The sequence below is a fragment of the Desulfitobacterium hafniense DCB-2 genome (genome assembly GCF_000021925.1).
Classification (GTDB): Bacteria; Bacillota; Desulfitobacteriia; order Desulfitobacteriales; family Desulfitobacteriaceae; genus Desulfitobacterium; species Desulfitobacterium hafniense.
Window position 1 is genome coordinate 3840595 of the sequence record NC_011830.1, and the last position, 14286, is coordinate 3854880.

13 protein-coding genes are annotated in these 14286 nt (G+C 48.2%); all 13 read right to left on the reverse strand.

The annotated features are described in order from the left end of the window. Positions 1–4 precede the first annotated feature (4 nt). A complete protein-coding gene (gene ilvB / locus DHAF_RS18025) occupies positions 5–1696 on the reverse strand; it encodes a biosynthetic-type acetolactate synthase large subunit (RefSeq protein ID WP_015944692.1) in 1692 nt (563 codons plus the stop codon). Between the two features lie 180 nt (positions 1697–1876). Next, entirely contained in the window at positions 1877–4087 is a 2211-nt protein-coding gene (locus DHAF_RS25330; protein WP_011460355.1) for a protein translocase subunit SecDF, read from the reverse strand. A 100-nt stretch (positions 4088–4187) separates the two neighbouring features. Beyond that, complete coding sequence (locus DHAF_RS18040; protein ID WP_005810750.1) at positions 4188–4850, reverse strand: HD domain-containing protein; 663 nt, start codon at positions 4848–4850, stop codon at positions 4188–4190. 46 nt (positions 4851–4896) lie between these two features. Further along, complete coding sequence (locus DHAF_RS18045) at positions 4897–5646, reverse strand: EcsC family protein (protein WP_011460357.1); 750 nt, start codon at positions 5644–5646, stop codon at positions 4897–4899. A 142-nt stretch (positions 5647–5788) separates the two neighbouring features. Continuing rightward, positions 5789–6145, reverse strand: coding sequence for a preprotein translocase subunit YajC (gene yajC, locus DHAF_RS18050; protein ID WP_005810745.1), 357 nt, complete (start codon positions 6143–6145; stop codon positions 5789–5791). Between the two features lie 88 nt (positions 6146–6233). Next, the gene (gene tgt / locus DHAF_RS18055; RefSeq protein WP_015944694.1) at positions 6234–7352 is read right to left on the reverse strand and encodes a tRNA guanosine(34) transglycosylase Tgt; all 1119 of its coding nucleotides are present in this window, start codon (positions 7350–7352) and stop codon (positions 6234–6236) included. A 17-nt stretch (positions 7353–7369) separates the two neighbouring features. Then, entirely contained in the window at positions 7370–8395 is a 1026-nt protein-coding gene (gene queA, locus DHAF_RS18060; RefSeq protein ID WP_011460358.1) for a tRNA preQ1(34) S-adenosylmethionine ribosyltransferase-isomerase QueA, read from the reverse strand. A gap of 41 nt (positions 8396–8436) precedes the next feature. Further along, on the reverse strand, positions 8437–9816 hold the full coding sequence (locus DHAF_RS18065; protein ID WP_015944695.1) for a SpoIID/LytB domain-containing protein: 1380 nt from the start codon (positions 9814–9816) through the stop codon (positions 8437–8439). A gap of 93 nt (positions 9817–9909) precedes the next feature. Further along, positions 9910–10956, reverse strand: coding sequence for a Holliday junction branch migration DNA helicase RuvB (ruvB, locus tag DHAF_RS18070; protein ID WP_005810736.1), 1047 nt, complete (start codon positions 10954–10956; stop codon positions 9910–9912). A 66-nt stretch (positions 10957–11022) separates the two neighbouring features. Continuing rightward, the gene (gene ruvA / locus DHAF_RS18075) at positions 11023–11628 is read right to left on the reverse strand and encodes a Holliday junction branch migration protein RuvA (protein WP_011460360.1); all 606 of its coding nucleotides are present in this window, start codon (positions 11626–11628) and stop codon (positions 11023–11025) included. Further along, on the reverse strand, positions 11625–12122 hold the full coding sequence (gene ruvC, locus DHAF_RS18080; RefSeq protein WP_005810732.1) for a crossover junction endodeoxyribonuclease RuvC: 498 nt from the start codon (positions 12120–12122) through the stop codon (positions 11625–11627). Before ruvC ends, ruvA begins: the two co-directional genes overlap by 4 nt. Before the next feature lie 104 nt (positions 12123–12226). Continuing rightward, entirely contained in the window at positions 12227–13231 is a 1005-nt protein-coding gene (locus DHAF_RS18085; protein WP_005810730.1) for an SPL family radical SAM protein, read from the reverse strand. 206 nt (positions 13232–13437) lie between these two features. Next, complete coding sequence (locus DHAF_RS18090) at positions 13438–14196, reverse strand: YebC/PmpR family DNA-binding transcriptional regulator (protein ID WP_011460362.1); 759 nt, start codon at positions 14194–14196, stop codon at positions 13438–13440. Positions 14197–14286: the final 90 nt, after the last annotated feature.

Below are 14286 nucleotides of genomic sequence, written 5' to 3' on the forward strand. Positions count from 1 at the left end.
TGCCTTACCCTCCCATAATCATTTGGTCAAGACGCCCTCCCGCCGGAACCATGGGCAGTACATTTTCGTCAGCAGGAATCCGAATCTCCACGACTACAGGCCCTTTGATTGCGAAAGCCTTTTGAATAGCCATGTCAACATCCTGCGGTTCCGTGACTCTCAAGCCGGTGACACCCATCGCTTCCGCCAGTTTCACAAAATCCGTACGCCCTTTCAGGGTAGTGTGGGAGTAATGTCCATTATAGAACATCCGCTGCCATTGGGCTACCATACCGAGGACCTGATTATTAAGAATAAATACCTTGACCGGCAAGTCCAAATCTGCTAACGTCGACAACTCCTGACAGTTCATCATAAAACCGCCATCACCCGAAAAACAGACAATCTGGCGGCCGGGGCATCCCACTTGGGCTCCCAAAGCCGCGGGCAGCCCGTATCCCATGGTTCCCAAACCACCGGAGGTGAGCAACGTCCGGGGGCGTTTATACTCATAAAATTGGCTGGCCCACATCTGGTGCTGCCCGACATCCGTAACGACGACAGCATCCTCTGCCGCAAAATGGCTGACTCGCTGGATTAAATGCTGAGGCATAATCATTCCTTCCCGGGGAAGATAAGTCAGGGGATTATCCTCCCGCCATTCATCCAGTTGCTTTTTCCATTCCCTATTGGACCCCATCCATGTTTCCGCAGCTCTCTCTTTCACTTGATTCAACAGAGCCGGTATGGACCACTTTAAATCCCCTACAACACGAATATTGGCGATAATATTCTTATTAACCTCAGCAGGATCGATATCGAAATGAATCACTTTCGCCTTTGAGGCAAAATCCGCCACAAGGCCCGTGACCCGATCGTCAAAACGCACGCCCAGGCCAATCAGCAAATCCGCATGGGTGGTCGCCATGTTGGCAGCATAGGTTCCGTGCATGCCCACCATACCGTAATTCTGCGGGTGTTGATCAGGAATACAGCCTAAGCCCATAAGACTGCTTATGACAGGGATGCGGGTGTATTCTACAAACTCCCTTAAGGCTGGAGAAACATCGGCCAGATTTACCCCGCCACCCACAAAGAGCAGCGGTCTTTGGGCCTTGCTCAGTTCTTCAGCGACTTGGGCAATGATCTGAGCGTCCCCTTCAAAAATCGGGCGATATCCCCGCAAGTGGACGTTATCAGGGTAGTGAAAGTCCAGCTCCTTAGCAAACACATCTTTGGCAACGTCGATCAAGACCGGGCCGGGTCGGCCTGTCCGGGCGATATGGAAAGCCTCTTTAAACACTCTGGGCAATTCACTGACATCTTTGACAAGATAGTTATGCTTGGTAATCGGCGTGGTAATTCCTGTTACATCAGCTTCCTGAAAGGAATCCCGCCCGATCAGAGAAACTGCCACCTGGCCTGTGATGGCCACCATGGGAATGGAATCCATATAAGCTGTGGCGATCCCGGTAATTAAGTTCGTAGCTCCCGGTCCAGAGGTGGCAATACATACCCCCACTTTTCCAGTCGATCGGGCATAGCCATCTGCAGCGTGGACCGCACCCTGTTCATGACGAGTCAATATATGAGGAAACTGGGTCTCATAAAGCGCATCATAAAGCGTCAAGACCGCACCCCCAGGATATCCGAAAACGATTTCCACATTTTCTTGCTTCAAGCATTCAATGACAGCTTGAGCTCCCGACATCCTCATGCCCACTCCTCCTTTATTTTCTATTTAGAATGTATTATAGTACAGAATAGAAAAAAATGCACTATATAATATTATAAATCCAGGAACAAATTTATCAGCCGCCTTCTGCCGGTGTAATAAAAATTCCGGGAGCCAGCCCGGAATTTTTAGGTTTATATTAGATTATGCAAAAGCCGAAGATTATGCTTTCGTGCGGGCAGCCTTACCGCCCCTTTTCGGCTTCATTCTTTTTTTAATCTCGACCAAAATCTGGCTGGCATTAAAGACGGAAGAATAAGCTCCGGCTATGACACCAATCAGCATGGCTAAGGCAAATCCTTGGGTTGATTCGCCGCCGAGGATATAAATTGCCAGCAGGGAAATGAGAACCGTCAGGACGGTTTTGATCGAACGCCCCATCATCTGCCAGACGGATTTATCCACCATGTCCTCATAGCTGTCCCCTCGTTTTAGGCGAGGTTCATTTTCTCTGATTCGGTCAAAAATAACCACTGTATCATTGATGGAATATCCGAAGATGGTCAGGATAGCGGCTACAAAGGTCGCATCGATTTCCCATTGGAACAGGGAGAATATCCCTACGGTGATGATCACGTCATGCACCAGAGCCAAAATTCCCGATACAGCATAAGCAAATTGGAAGCGGAAGCCAATATACACCAGCATTAAGACTGCTGCAATAGCCAGAGATAAGAAAGCGTTCTCGGTCAGCTCCTGGCCGATAGCCGGTCCGACCTTGTCTTCTTTCAGGGATTCCTTATCAAAATCTCCTACCTGAGTCTGCAGGGCGGTGAGCAATTCGTTGCGCTTGTCTTCTTCCAAGGCAGAGGTCCGGATCAAAGCCGACGTATCATTATCGGAAAGCTGCACCACCGGTCCTTCCAGACCTACGGATTCCATAGCCTGGGTGATCTTTTCCTGGGTAACCTGCTGACTGAATTTCATATCAAGCATGGTGCCGCCGGTAAAGTCCACTCCCAGATTCAGCTTCTGAGTGAAGAGGGAGCCCAAACTGACGGCAATCATAATTAAGGATAGAGCAAACCAGATATACCGGCGTTTCACTACATTGAAATAGAAAGGCATGGATGCCTTAACATCTTCATAGGTAGCTGCCTGAGTCGCAGGCGTTGCTTCCCCGGTTTTCTTTCCGGAAGCATCGTTTTCCCTTTTCACGCCAAACCAAGCTGTATTCATGCGCGGATTAATACCTACTATCCAGCGTAAAAGCATCCGGGTAAAGGTAATGGCCGTAAAGAGGCTGGCAAAAATACCGATACCCAAGGTTATGGCAAATCCTTTAATGGAACTTGTGCCCAGGAAAAAGAGGGTTGCCGCTGCAAATAAGGTGGTAATATTAGAGTCAAAGACGGTCAGAAAGGCGCGGCTGAAGCCGGCTTCCACAGAGGCGCGCAGGGATTTGCCCAGGCGCAGCTCTTCTTTAATCCGCTCATAAATAATAATGTTTAAATCCACCGCCATGCCGATGGAGAGAAGTATCCCCGCTATGCCCGGCAAGGTCAGAACGGCGCCAAATCCCTTCAAGGCCCACAACACAATTAAGGTAAAGACAATCAAAGAGATATTCGCGACAAGTCCGGGGAGACGATAGAGCACCAGCATGAATAAAAGAATAAATACTAAAGCTACAATACCGGCATTGATACTCTTATTCAGGGAGTCTACACCCAGCGAAGCTCCCACAGTACGTTTCTCTTCAATGCTTAAGCTTACAGGTAATGCGCCGGAACGAAGCAAGACTGCATATTGAGCAGCTTCTTCCAGAGATGCATACCCGGTGATTTCAGCCTGGCCATTGGTAATGGCAGCCTGTACTTGAGGATTTTGCAGTAGCTGATCATCTAAGTAAATGCCAATGTTTTGACCAATATTACGGCTGGTCACATCTGCAAATTTCTTTGCTCCTTCCGGAGAGAAGGTGAGATGAACCACATAACTGCGTTCTCCCTGTCCCGCACGGGCATCTTTCAAATCCCCTCCTTCAATGACCACATTGCCTTGCGGATCTTTAAAAGTGAGTTTTGCTGTCGTCTTTAAAGCTTCTACCGCTTTATCCGGGTCCTGAACTCCGGCTAAATCCACAATAATCCGCTTCTTATCTAAATCAGCCTGAATGACCGGCTCAGACAGCCCCATCTCATTGACCCGTTTCTCAATGATGCTTTTAGCCTTTTCCACATCATCCGCTGTAATAGCTGCACCGTCAGGTCCAGGTTCAGCTTGCAGGACGAGGTGAACTCCTCCGCGCAGGTCAAGTCCTAACGAAATTCCCCTTTCTGAATCCGTAAGGGGCTGAATTGAGAATACTACGGCGATGACGATCAGCAATAAGGCTGCTGTTAATTTCAGGATACTTCCCCTTTTCATCATACTTCCTCCCTTAATTGTTACCTGGGACTTGCCCATGCCAAACCTAATTATAATCCTCGCTTATTCACGGTGTCAATGAAAGGTAGTTTTTATCGTAGTTTTAAAGAAGCTTAACTTCATTGATTTTAAGTTCAAATACAGTGTCTAAAAAACTGGCTGCCCTACGGCAAAGGAGCATGCGGGCCAAGAATATTTCGAAATAATCCATAACGGGGCAAATTTCCGTGTTGATGGTAATCTCCAACGCAACTCTATCTTTGGGGTAAACCCGTAAAAATGAATGTTCCACAGCATAATTGACACGGTCATGAATATCAAAGGTGGCCGGGTCCTGGTTTCTTACCCGCGAGCGGTGCACATCGGATTTGTCCGCTAAGATTAATGCTGCGGAAATATTGCTGACAGGGTTGCCGTCGCTTTCGTCATGATTGCCAATGGCGCCAATGACGATGGCAATTTCTTCAGGGGCCATGGCGTGACGTTCCAGAATATGAGCAGACAGCAGCGCCCCTGTCTGAGCGTGTCCGCTTCGATTGATGACATTGCCGATATCATGAAGATAAGCGGCTACTGCCGCAAGCTCGCACTCACGTTCCGAGTAACCCAATTTCTCCAGGATATTATAAGCAATATTGGACACCAATCCCACATGTCTCAAGCCGTGTTCCGTAAATCCAATGGCTGCCAGATTTCTGTTGCCCACTTCGATATAGCCTTGAACGATTGGGTCCGCTTTCAAATCAGCTACCGTAACCGATTTCATGAAAATTCCCCCAGACTGTTTGCCGCATCTTATTGAATCCACTTGCTTATAAATCCACTTGGATAAGTCCTTTTTCCTGAAGAATCCTTAACCGGTAGCAATTCATGCCCACATGGCCCAAATCCTCCAGTAAACCATAATTGGCTACAGCACCAACCACTGCTCCGATTCCCGGCAGCATTTGGAGCATTTTTCTCAGGTCGATGGCATCCCGATATTCCACCTGGAACTGCTCCCAATCAAAAAGTTCCATGGCTTTTAGTTCCGGATATTCTTTGACTGTTTCCTCCCAATGCACCAGGTTGTAGAACACCCCCGGGCGTTTCTCCTGGCTGGAAAAGGCCAATTGGAAAACAAACAACAGGTATAACCGCTCCTTATAGCTTTCAGTGGAATAACCATAGATATGAGCAAGTTCGAAAAGAAATTTCATCTTAATAGCGATCAGGGCGGGAAAATCCGCTATACCCAGTATGATTCCCCCGGCTCCTGTTCCGGCGCCTTCTGCCGCCGCCACTCGTTTGTAATTCTTGAGCAGTTCCAAGGCCTTCTGATCCCTTTCCATAAGGGCAGCCTGCTTAATGGGCTTGCCTTTGGGTATAAATTCAAGACCAAAGAGCACCCCGCGAACCAGTCCTTTGATGGTGACCGTCAGGGTATCAAAAAACTTCTTAGGGTAGAGCCCGTTGACTTTACTTTGAATTGCTTTCGATCCCTTTTCCAACAAACCCGGTGGGCGCAGCATTTTCTTTTGCCACCGCAGTAATTCGCTTTGGATATGCTCTTCGTAGGTCACATTTATCCCCACCTGACATAAAGATTTATTTTGAACAAAACCAAATTTCTAGCAACCAATGAAATAAGCAAGCAGATACTTCCACTTGCTTATTCGTTCCTCTATATTGTACCCGTAATCAGGTCGGACATTCTTGTGGGTCCTATTCTGCGGTCTGCTCCTGTTCGACGACCTCTTCTTTTTTCTCTGCTTTATCCTTTTTATCTGCCTTCTTCTCTTTTTCTACGACAATGTCACGATTTTCGACGGAACCTACACCGGTCTTAGTCACTTCGATCTCCACTTTATCGGCAATCTGGATGATCACAGAATCTTCTTTGACCTTGCGGATTTTCCCATAGATTCCACCGGCGGTTATGATCTTATCATTAACACGTAAGCTATCCAGCATAGCTCGTCTTTGTTTCGCTTGTTTTTGCTGTGGGCGGATCATGAAAAAATACATTATACCACCAAAAACTACGACGTAAATAAGAAGTGTCATTGTACCTTGATCCATAAATTTATTGTCCCCCTTTTAATATTGTCCATCATTCTAGTGTACCTTATTCCTCATAGCCCTCCATAAATCCTGCTTATTGAACGAATTATTTCAAATATCCATACTCATAGAAAAACTTCTCTCGGTATTCGGGCAGGCGGTTTTCTTTAATGGCCGCCCGAATCTCGCTCATAAGATTGGTTAAGAAACGCAGGTTATGAATGGTCATCAGGCGCAAACCCAGGATTTCATCCGCTTTGATTAGATGCCTTAGGTAAGCCCGGGAGTAATTTTTACAGGTGTAGCAATCACAGGTGGGATCGATAGGTGAGAAATCATGAGCTGATTCAGCGTTTCTGACCACAAGCTTGCCATAACGGGTAAGTGCGGTTCCGTTACGGGCAATTCGCGTCGGCAGAACGCAGTCAAACATATCAATCCCCCTCATCACTCCTTCAATCAGGGCATCCGGTGAACCTACTCCCATCAAATATCGGGGCTTATCCTTAGGTAATAGAGGAACTGTATAATCCAGAACTTCATACATCAGTTCCTTAGGCTCTCCCACACTCAGGCCACCTACGGCATAGCCCGGCAAATCCAATTCAGTGATTTCCGCCGCACTTTGCTTGCGCAGATCCTCATACATGCTTCCTTGAACAATCCCAAAAAGAGCCTGCCGGTCTGTGGTGGTCAAGGTCTCCTGGCAACGCTTAAGCCAACGGGTCGTACGCTCCAAAGAAGCTTTGGCATAGTCCCGGGTGGCGGGATAAGGTGTGCATTCATCAAAAGCCATGACGATATCGGAGCCTAAAGCCATCTGAACTTGTGTAGCAATCTCCGGACTTAAAAATTTCTTTGAACCATCCAGATGGGAACGGAATTCCACTCCCTCCTCAGTAATTTTGCGCAAGTCACCGAGACTGAATACTTGAAAGCCGCCGCTATCGGTGAGAATTGCTCCATCCCAATGCATAAAAGCATGAAGGCCGCCTGCTTCACGGATGAGCTCATGACCCGGGCGCAAAAAAAGGTGATAGGTATTGCTTAATATTATGCCCGCTCCCAGGTCCTTTAATTCCTCAGGGGTCATAGTTTTTACCGTAGCCTGGGTTCCCACGGGCATAAAGACGGGAGTTTCGATCACTCCGTGAGGAGTGTGGAGCTTGCCGAGGCGGGCACGGGTACGGTTATCTTCTTTGAGAACTTCTATACGAACTGCCAATGGGGTCACTTCCTTTATTACAATATCATCATAGCATCGCCAAAGCTATAGAAACGGTAGCCCTCTGCAATGGCGATCTGATAGGCTTTGAGGATCTGATCTCTGCCGGCTAAAGCACTGACCAGCATAACCAGGGTGGACTTGGGAAAATGAAAGTTCGTGATCAAGCCATCGAGAATTTTGAAGGTATAACCCGGGTAGATATAGATATCTGTCCACCCTTCCTTCCCTTCAATCCGGCCATTTTCCCCAGCCACGGACTCCAACGTCCGGGAAGCCGTGGTTCCTACGGCGATGACCCGGCGCCCCTGGCTTTTAGCACGATTGATCCGCTCCGCAGCGTCTGGGGTAACCCGGTAATATTCCGAATGCATCGTATGTTCTTCCACATTTTCCACTTTGACCGGCCGGAAAGTTCCCAACCCTACATGGAGCAGGATCTCAACGATTTCCACGCCTTTATCCTGCAAACGCTCCAACAGCTCCGGCGTAAAATGGAGACCGGCAGTAGGAGCAGCGGCGGAGCCACTCTCCTTGGCATAGATGGTTTGATACCGCTCCTTATCCTGCAGCTGCTCCGTAATATAGGGGGGCAAGGGCATGTTCCCTAATTGATCAAGGACCTCTTCAAAGATTCCCTGATAATTAAACCTCACCAGCCGATTGCCATCAGGTAAAATCTCCAGGAGCTCTCCCCGCAGGAGGCCATCCCCAAATACTACAGTCTGCCCTGCCTTTAAGCGTTTACCAGGCTTAATAAGGGTCTCCCACACATCTTTGTCCCGGCGGGTGAGGAGCAAGCACTCGATTTTGGCCTGGGTACCCTCTTTTTCACCAATTAACCGAGCAGGGATGACCCTGGTATTGTTGACCACCAGGACATCTCCTGCTTGGAGCAGCTCGGGGAGTTCCCGAAACACACGATGCTCAATCTCTCCAGTCCAACGATTCATCACCATAAGACGGGAAGAATCCCGGGGTTCCACTGGATGCTGAGCAATCCGATCCTCGGGCAGCTCAAAATCGAAATCTTCTAATTTCAAAATGATTCTCCTTTTTCTCTGGAACAAAGTCACAGCGAATCTTATAAATAATGTTTGATTAAATCCGTCTGCTGGTAATAAAAAGCCAGGATTTCTCCGTAAGTATATCCCCGTTGAGCCATGTGATAGGCTCCCCATTGCGACATACCCACACCATGACCCCAGCCCCGGCCATTAAAAACAAAGACATCATGGGCAGCGGGAATATCCCGAATCCCTTGGTTCGTACTTAGAATACGGCTCAAACGGGGTCCGGAGCCGGCTTCCATCGCTTTTTGCCGTTCTATAAGTTCGCTCAGACGGGAGGGAACACCTAATTCCCCCAGATCAAAAGAAAATAAAGGTTCATCCCCAGGTATTTGCCGGACGGTAAATAGATTGCCCAGAAAGGCTTGGACGGTAATCGGCCGGCCATAGGGGTAAAATTTCTGCACAAAAGCCCTGCCGCTCACCTCATGAAGTTTACCATGAATGTCCTGCATCCTTACCTTTTTTACCCTACCTGAAGGGAGTTTGTCAAGTTCAATTTTGGCAATGGGACCCATTTCGAAGGCTTGCCCCAGAATATCTGCGCCTATAATAAACCGCCAGCGATCGGCCGGGCCGCCGATTCCTTGGGAAAAGGGATCCGGCTGCGAGATAAAATGAGGATCCGGATTGGACCACACATTTTCCGCAAGTTCCGTATACCCGCCGTTATGAGAAGAATAAAGGGCATCAATGGGCTGATAGGTTATAGAGTCCACCAGGATTTCTCCCCGGGTAGCTTCTACGGCTTGGTTGGCCGCACCCTCTACATTCCTTCCCGAATAAGCTTGATCATAATCAGGAGAGTCCGTAATCTGAGCCGCAGTACGGGTTTTTCTCACCATATAGGTTCTGGCAGCTACCGCTTGGGCTTTGAGGGCCTCCAAACCGTCCCCGGCCCAGGAGTTGCTCATTTCAATGGAGACAACTCCTTTGAGATACTCTTCCTGATCCACCCGGTTGATAAGCTTACAACCGCCATTTTCCCAACGGATCTTCAGGCTCCCCCGATAGCTTACCTTTTGACCATCCGGAGTTTGCACGAGAAAGGATCCGTATGCCCCTTGGCGATTCAACTCCAGCTCTTTCCCGCTCCAGCTTTGAAAAGGATCATAGTTTTTCTTCAGAGCGGGGGACCAGCCTCCCCAGGTGAGCTCGAGGTTAGAACCCGCCGGAAAAGGCATTGCTGTCTGCTTATCTTTACCAGCTTCTTTAAGGGTATAATTCCCTTGTTCCACCTCAACTTTAATCCACCCGGCATCTTTAAACTTCCATACTAACTCCACATCAATTTCCTTGGCTTGACAAGGCGCAGCTTGAAGAGCCAAGGAAACCATGAGAAAAAAGAATACTTTCTTTACGGAAAAAGACAATCTGTCTGACAAAGGCAGCAAATTCAACCACCTCACTACTCTTTTCAAACAGATTGCCCGTTTCAGGTTTTATCTATTCCTGTACTTCAGACTTATCACTGAAAGAAGTCTCGTTCAATCCTCCGCTGCGTCAAACAAACTGTCACCCTGCCCGCCTTCTTGGTGAGAAGAATTTACAGGAATATTGAGATGCTGATAAGCGCGAACCGTAGCCACCCGTCCCCGGGGTGTCCTTTGAATAAACCCTTGCTGCAGGAGATAAGGTTCCACCACATCTTCGATGGTTTCCGCCTCTTCGCCAATAGTTGCTGAGAGGGTCTCCAAACCAACCGGCCCCCCCGCGAACATCTGAATGATAGTAAGGAGGCATTTTTGGTCAATTCGATCCAGTCCGGCGGGATCGACTTCCAGCCGATCGAGAGATTTGCCGGCCAATTCCTGAGTAACTCTGCCATCTTCCCAGACCTGGGCATAATCCCGCACTCGTTTGAGGAGACGGTTGGCTACCCGTGGGGTTCCCCGCGATCTTCTGGCAATCTCCGACGCTCCTTCCAAGGTTATCTGAAGATTTAAGATCCCTGCGGCCCGGGTTATGATCCTGATGAGATCCTCCACTTCATAAAACTCAAGGCGGCTGATGACCCCGAACCGATCCCTTAAGGGAGAAGCCAGCTGCCCGGCCCGGGTGGTTGCCCCCACTAAGGTAAAGGGCGGTAAGGTGAGACGGATGGACCGGGCACTGGGCCCTTTGCCGATGACAATATCCAGGCACCCATCCTCCATAGCGGAGTAGAGTATTTCCTCAGTGGTACGGCTTAACCGATGAATTTCGTCGATAAATAAGACATCTCTTGGTTCTAAAGAGGTAAGAATAGCCGCTAAATCTCCCGGTCGCTCAATAGCCGGTCCTGAAGTGGTCCGAATGTTTACCTCCATCTCCGTGGCGATAATATTAGCCAGTGTGGTTTTGCCCAGACCCGGCGGGCCATAGAGAAGGACGTGGTCCAGAGCTTCTCCCCTGGCCAGGGCAGCCTGAATAAAAATCTGCAGGTTATCCTTAACCTTAGTCTGACCTATGTAGTCCGCCAGCCGGTGGGGTCTAAGGACTTCCCCTTCCTGATCCCCTGGAAGCTGCTGCGGTGTGATCATCCGTTCTTCCATAATCTTTCTCCTCTATCTTCATCATCCTTCAAAGGGCATGCCTCATCCCTCAAAGGGCGCTATAGTTTACTTTGTCGCGGCAAGAGAGCGCAGCGCCAATCGTACCTGCTCCTCCGTACTCAATGCTTGGGCTGAATCGGGAAGAGCTTGGAGCGCTTTCTTAGCTTCCTCTTGGCTGAATCCCAAAGCCAGCAGGGTTTCCATAGCTTCCGAGTGAAAAGCAGCCTGGGGCAAGCTTCCTGCTCCCTCTATCCCCTCCAACGCTATGGCCCGGCCTTTGAATTTCTCTTTTAACTCTAAAATCAAGCGCTGTGCCGTTTTTTTGCCGATACCGGGCACCTTGGTCAAAAGGGTAATATTTTCACTGGCAATGGCACTTTCTGTCTGGCCAATGCCTAAAGTCGATAGGATCGATAAGGCTGCTTTGGGTCCAATGCCCGATACGGAAAGCATCAGCAAGAAGAGCTCTTTCTCCGCTGCTGAAGAAAAACCGTACAGAGCCAGCTCATCCTCCCGCAAAATCACATGGGTATACAGAATCAGCTCGTGACCAGGATGTGCTTTGCCTAATAATCCATACGGGATGGATAATTGATAGCCTACTCCCTGAACATCCAGAATCAATTTATCGGCTTGAATCTCCCATACCTTTCCTCTGAGCATTCCTATCAAAGGGCTCCCCCCATTCTATTGAGCAAATTCACACTATGGGCATGGCAGATAGCGATGGCTAAGGCATCTGCCGTATCATCCGGTTTCGGTATCTCCTGCAGGCCCAGCAAGGCTCTGACCATCTGTTGAATCTGCTGCTTATCCGCTCTGCCATAACCCGCCACAGCCTGTTTAACCTGCAAGGGGGTATACTCATAGACAGGGAGGCCACATTGAGCTGCGGCCAGCAACACAACTCCTCTGGCCTGCCCCACGGAAATAGCGGTTGTCGTATTGCGATTAAAAAAGAGCTCTTCAACAGCTACATGGTGGGGTTGTTTTTCCTTTATATAGGCCTCTATCTCATGATAGAGCATAAGCAACCGTTCAGGCATGGGGGTATGAGCCGGTGTACGCCAACAAGCATAATCCACGGGAAATAAACGATTCCCCTTTTTTTCAATTAATCCATAACCCATAATCGCGGTGCCTGGATCAATACCTAATATAAGCATAAACGCCTTCCTTTCTCTCTTGATTAAGATTCGACAGGAAGACGATTTATTCCTTGTGGGGGGATTTTATTTAAAAGAGGCATTGGGTTTCCTTTTGGCACTGGTCAAACCACATAAAGGATCGGAATTCCCTTTAATTTTTCCGCCAGTTCCTTCCGCAGGAACTCTTCACCACTCACCCGGACTGTTTCTTTGTACCAGTACTTTCCCCGGCCTCTCCCCGTCATGCGGGATTGATCGTATAACTCAACTGCTTTAGGAAAAGCCTCTTGATTTATAGCCCGGTGAATAAAGCTGTAGGTCATGAAAATGATTTCAATAAACAGTTTCTTCTTAGCTTGCGGGGTGATCAGCTCAGCCAGCTGCTCGATCAATTGAGCATAAAGTTCTTGCCAATGCTCCACCAGCACCACGGGGGCAATGAGTATGCCCACTTTGTACCCTGCTTCAGCCATTTGGTTCAGCGCTTGGACCCTCGCCTTTAATGGCGAGGTTCCCAACTCCACTTTTTGAATGATCTCTTCAGGGTTTACGCTCATACGAAAGATAATTCTTTCCCGATGATTTAAAGCCAACAACGGTTCAACCCGATCAAACTTGGTGGGAAAGGTCAGGTAACCTCTTTCCTTTTTGGCAAACTCTTCTATAGTCCACTCCAGGTTTCCTGTGATGGTATTTTCCAAAACAAGATCACTGTTGCTGCCAATCTCAAAGACCAGTTCACCTTCCCCTTGATCAGCAGTCTTGATCAATTTATCCATCATCTGTTCACGGTTTACAAACAGCCGCAGATAGGAGCATTTATTGTAATTGCATACCAAGTAGCAATAAAGACACATGGCACTGCAACCGGAGGAAGTATAGGGAACGAGAAAGTCGGAAACCTTTTGATTTGGAGTGTACTTTAACGATTTTCTAACCCCGAGAATAAGCAGACGCTTCATGCGCGGAAACTCTTGATTGGGATTCTTGCGCAATTTCTCAATATTGTTATGGCTCTCGATTGGCTCCCAAGGAACAGTGGCGTATTTAGCCTGGAGTTGCCGTCCTAATTCATAATTCAGAACTGCCGGCTCAAAATAGATCCTTTCAGGGTGCATAAAGCTCATCTCCCTTTCCCTCACTTTGTGGCATCAGCAAAAACAACATATCATCTGATCGTGTTTTTTAGTATGTCCTATTCAGGGAAGGAAAGTCGTAAGAGAGGATTTTAAGCTATAAGAAAACAAAGAGTTCTGCACCGATGACACAGTGCAGAACTCTTGATCACTGAAAGAAGTCTCGTTCAATCCTTCCAATCAGTCAGTTAGGCCAATCAGTCCAGTTCCTCTTCATCAATCGAGTCTGCAAACTCAAAGTTAGCATAGACTCCCTGGGAATCATCGTGGTCTTCCAGGAGTTCCATCATACGGACCAGCTTTTTCGCCTGCTCCAGATCAGCGATCTCAATGGTATTTTGGGGAACTTGGTTAATCTTCGCTTCCTCGATGGCAATGCCTTGATCGAGCAAAGCCTGCCGCACTGCTTCCATATCACCGGGAGCCGTATACACCACAAAGCTCTCTTCATCCTGCTGCAAATCCTCTGCGCCGGCTTCGAGGACAAGCAGCATCAGTTCGTCTTCATCACATTTTAGATCTTCTTTAAGGATCATCAGTTGACCCTTTTCAGTGAACATCCAGTTTACGCAGCCTGTCTCTCCCAGGTTTCCACCATGCTTGGAGAAAATATGACGCACTTCACCGGCCGTACGATTGCGGTTATCGGTCATGATATCCACCATGATGGCTACGCCGCCCGGACCATAGCCTTCATACCGGAGTTCCTCATAGCTTTCCCCTTCGCCGCCGCCCACACCTTTTTGGATGGCTCTTTGAATATTATCGTTCGGCATATTAGCCGATTTAGCATTATCAATCGCAATTTTCAAGCGAAAATTATTATTAGGGTCTCCACCGCCGGCCCTTGCAGCCACAATGAGCTCCCTGCCAAGCTTGGTAAAGATTTTTCCTTTTTGTGCATCAGCTTTTGCTTTTTTATGTTTAATATTCGCCCATTTAGAATGTCCAGACACAGTGACTCCTCCTTTGTTTAGTCCAAGGCTTATTGTACCATAGAGAATTTTTGCCTGTAAAGCTATTTGGAGGGAATGAAAAATCTTCCG

Coding starts and splice junctions, on each gene's coding strand:
- DHAF_RS18085 (WP_005810730.1), bottom strand. CDS start 13,231: ATGAGCTTTATGCACCCTGAAAGGATCTATTTTGAGCCGGCAGTTCTG.
- ruvB (WP_005810736.1), bottom strand. CDS start 10,956: ATGGAAGAACGGATGATCACACCGCAGCAGCTTCCAGGGGATCAGGAA.
- DHAF_RS18040 (WP_005810750.1), bottom strand. CDS start 4,850: ATGAAATCGGTTACGGTAGCTGATTTGAAAGCGGACCCAATCGTTCAA.
- ruvC (WP_005810732.1), bottom strand. CDS start 12,122: ATGCTTATATTAGGTATTGATCCAGGCACCGCGATTATGGGTTATGGA.
- ilvB (WP_015944692.1), bottom strand. CDS start 1,696: ATGAGGATGTCGGGAGCTCAAGCTGTCATTGAATGCTTGAAGCAAGAA.
- yajC (WP_005810745.1), bottom strand. CDS start 6,145: ATGGATCAAGGTACAATGACACTTCTTATTTACGTCGTAGTTTTTGGT.
- DHAF_RS25330 (WP_011460355.1), bottom strand. CDS start 4,087: ATGATGAAAAGGGGAAGTATCCTGAAATTAACAGCAGCCTTATTGCTG.